General features: G+C 71.7%; 2 protein-coding genes. One reads left to right on the top strand and one right to left on the bottom strand.

What is annotated here, in order from left to right:
• Positions 1 to 1,001, top strand: a 1,001-nt coding sequence (locus ACM2XV_RS14465; protein ID WP_487027439.1) for a glycosyltransferase, incomplete at its 5' end; no start/stop codon positions are given.
• Here ACM2XV_RS14465 and ACM2XV_RS14460 read toward each other — a convergent pair.
• The coding region (locus ACM2XV_RS14460) for a hypothetical protein (protein ID WP_487027438.1) at positions 950 to 2,282 on the bottom strand (1,333 nt) is incomplete at its 5' end. The genes ACM2XV_RS14465 and ACM2XV_RS14460 overlap by 52 nt on opposite strands.

Below are 2,282 nucleotides of genomic sequence, written 5' to 3'. Positions count from 1 at the left end.
CGAACCCCTACGTCTCGACCCTCGCCGCGCACAACGATGCGCTGCTGCAGGTGCGCGAGTTCACCTGGGCCCGCGCCCTGCTCGGGCGCTTCGACGTGATCCACCTGCACTGGCCCGAGGCGCTCGTGCGCTCACCGAGCAGGTGGAAGCACGCCGGGAAGCTCGCCCTCTTCCGCCTGCTCATCGCGCTCGACCGGCTGCGCCGGCGCGCGCACGTCTCGACGATCCACAACCTCACGCCACACGAGAGCGGCTCCCCCGCCGAGGACGCCGTGCTGCGCGCCTGGCTCGCGTCCTGCGCCGTGCGCATCTACCTCACGCACGCCGGGCTCGCGGAGGCCGGCGACGAGCGCGGCGTCGTCATTCCCCACGGCGACTACGCCGAGTACGTGCGCCGGCACCGCCCCGCCGGCACCGCGGCACCGGCTGCGGCGCCCACCGGCCGCCTGCTGCTGTTCGGCATGCTGCGCCGCTACAAGGGCATCGAGCGGCTCGTCGAGGCGTTCGGCGAGATCGGCGACGACCGCGGGCTGCGCCTGCTCGTCGCGGGCAAGGCCATCGACGCCGACTATGAGCGGCTGCTCGGCGAGCTCGCCGCCGCCCGACCCGGCGTCGAGGTGCGCGCCGACCACTTCCTCGGGCACGACGAGCTGATCGGGCTGATCGAGGACTGCGACGTCGTCGTGCTGCCGTATGAGCGCATGTACAACAGCGGCGCCGCGCTCATGGCGCTCACGGTGGGCCGGCCGGTGGCGGCGACGGACTCCCCCAGCATGGCCGAGCTGCGGGCGGAGTTCGGCGCGGAATGGATCCAGCCGCTGCCGGCGCAGCTCACGCCCGAGGCTCTCACGGCCGCCGTCGATGCCCTGCGGTCCTCACCGCGAGCGGCCCTGCCCGACTGGAGCGCGCGCAGCTGGCCCGCGATCGCCGCGGCGCATCGCGACGCGTATCAGCGCGCCGTCAGTGCCGTGCGAGCGGTGCGCGGGGCGCCCGTCGACTGAGCGGATTTCTCGGCCGGCGCATCCTGCGTGTCCTGCGCCTCCTTCGCGCTCAGCCGCACGAGCAGCGCCCCGGCCACCCACGGGAACGCGAACCAGATGATGTTGGTCGTGGTGCTCGCGAGCGCGAACACGAGGAAGAACCAGGTGCTGCGCGCTCGCGCCGTGCCGCCCCAGAGCAGCAGGTAGCCGAGGATGAACGGCACGGCCCCCACGAACCCCGAGTCGTAGAACAGGGCCAGCCAGAGCAGCGCGAGGTACGGCGTCGCATACGAGGTCACGCCCGTGTCGTGGTGCTGCGGGAACGCGTTGTAGCCGAAACCCGAGAACCACCCGTGCAGTGTGTTCAGATCGGCGACCGCCACGTTGGCGGTGGACAGCCGCAGCGCACCCGTTCCCGAGTCCAGGTTCTGCAGGCTGTCGAGCCGGGCGAGGAACGCGGCCGCGCCGGAGCCCGAGGTCGACGAGAGCGACAGCACATAGGCGACGAGCGCGACGGCGATCGCGACGCCGAGCACGGCGAAGACAAGGAAGAAGCGACTGCCGCGCAGCATGCGCAGCACGAGCCCCAGCGCCACGAAGGCGAACATCAGCCAGGCGATGCGCGTGTAGGTGAGGTAGACGCACACGCCCGAGAGCACCAGATAGGTCCAGATGAGCGGAGCGGGAATCCGCTTCGACGCCGCGTAGGCGACGCACAGCCAGATGACGAAGAACGCCGCAGCGACGTTGGGCTCGCTGCCGAGGCCCTGCAGCCGGAACTGGTTGCTCGCGTAGTCCCGCTCGGTGAACACCGAGAGGGCGCCCGCCGTGCTCGAGGCGAGCCAGCCCACGAGGTCGATGACGGCGGCGACGGTCGCGACCGTCACGCCGACGCGCACCAGCGCGACCGTCGGCGTGCGCAGCAGGCAGACCAGCACGGCGGCGACGATGTTCGCGAGCACCCAGGTGAGCAGGCGCACGCTCTGCTCGGGCTGCAGCGCCGCGGCGAGGCTGATGCCGAACGAGAGCACCCACCACAGCACGATGAGCGCCGCGCCCGCCAGCACCGCCTTCCCGACGCTGAGCGGCCGCACCTTCGTCGCGCGGGCGTTCAGCACAAGGTGCACGGCGGCGAGGATGATCGCCAGGTGCTCGGGCAGCATCGTCAGCCCGCCGAGTTGGAACTTGATGCCGTTGGCCGACAGGGCCAGCACGAGCGCCGCCCACGCGATCTCCTCATAGACGAGGCAGACGGCGACGAGCACGAGGCCGAAGGCGACGACGATCACGAGCTCGGCCGTC

This window comes from Gryllotalpicola sp. CP2-P1 (assembly GCF_057512245.1).
This window is presented reverse-complemented; position numbering and strand designations above follow the sequence as displayed.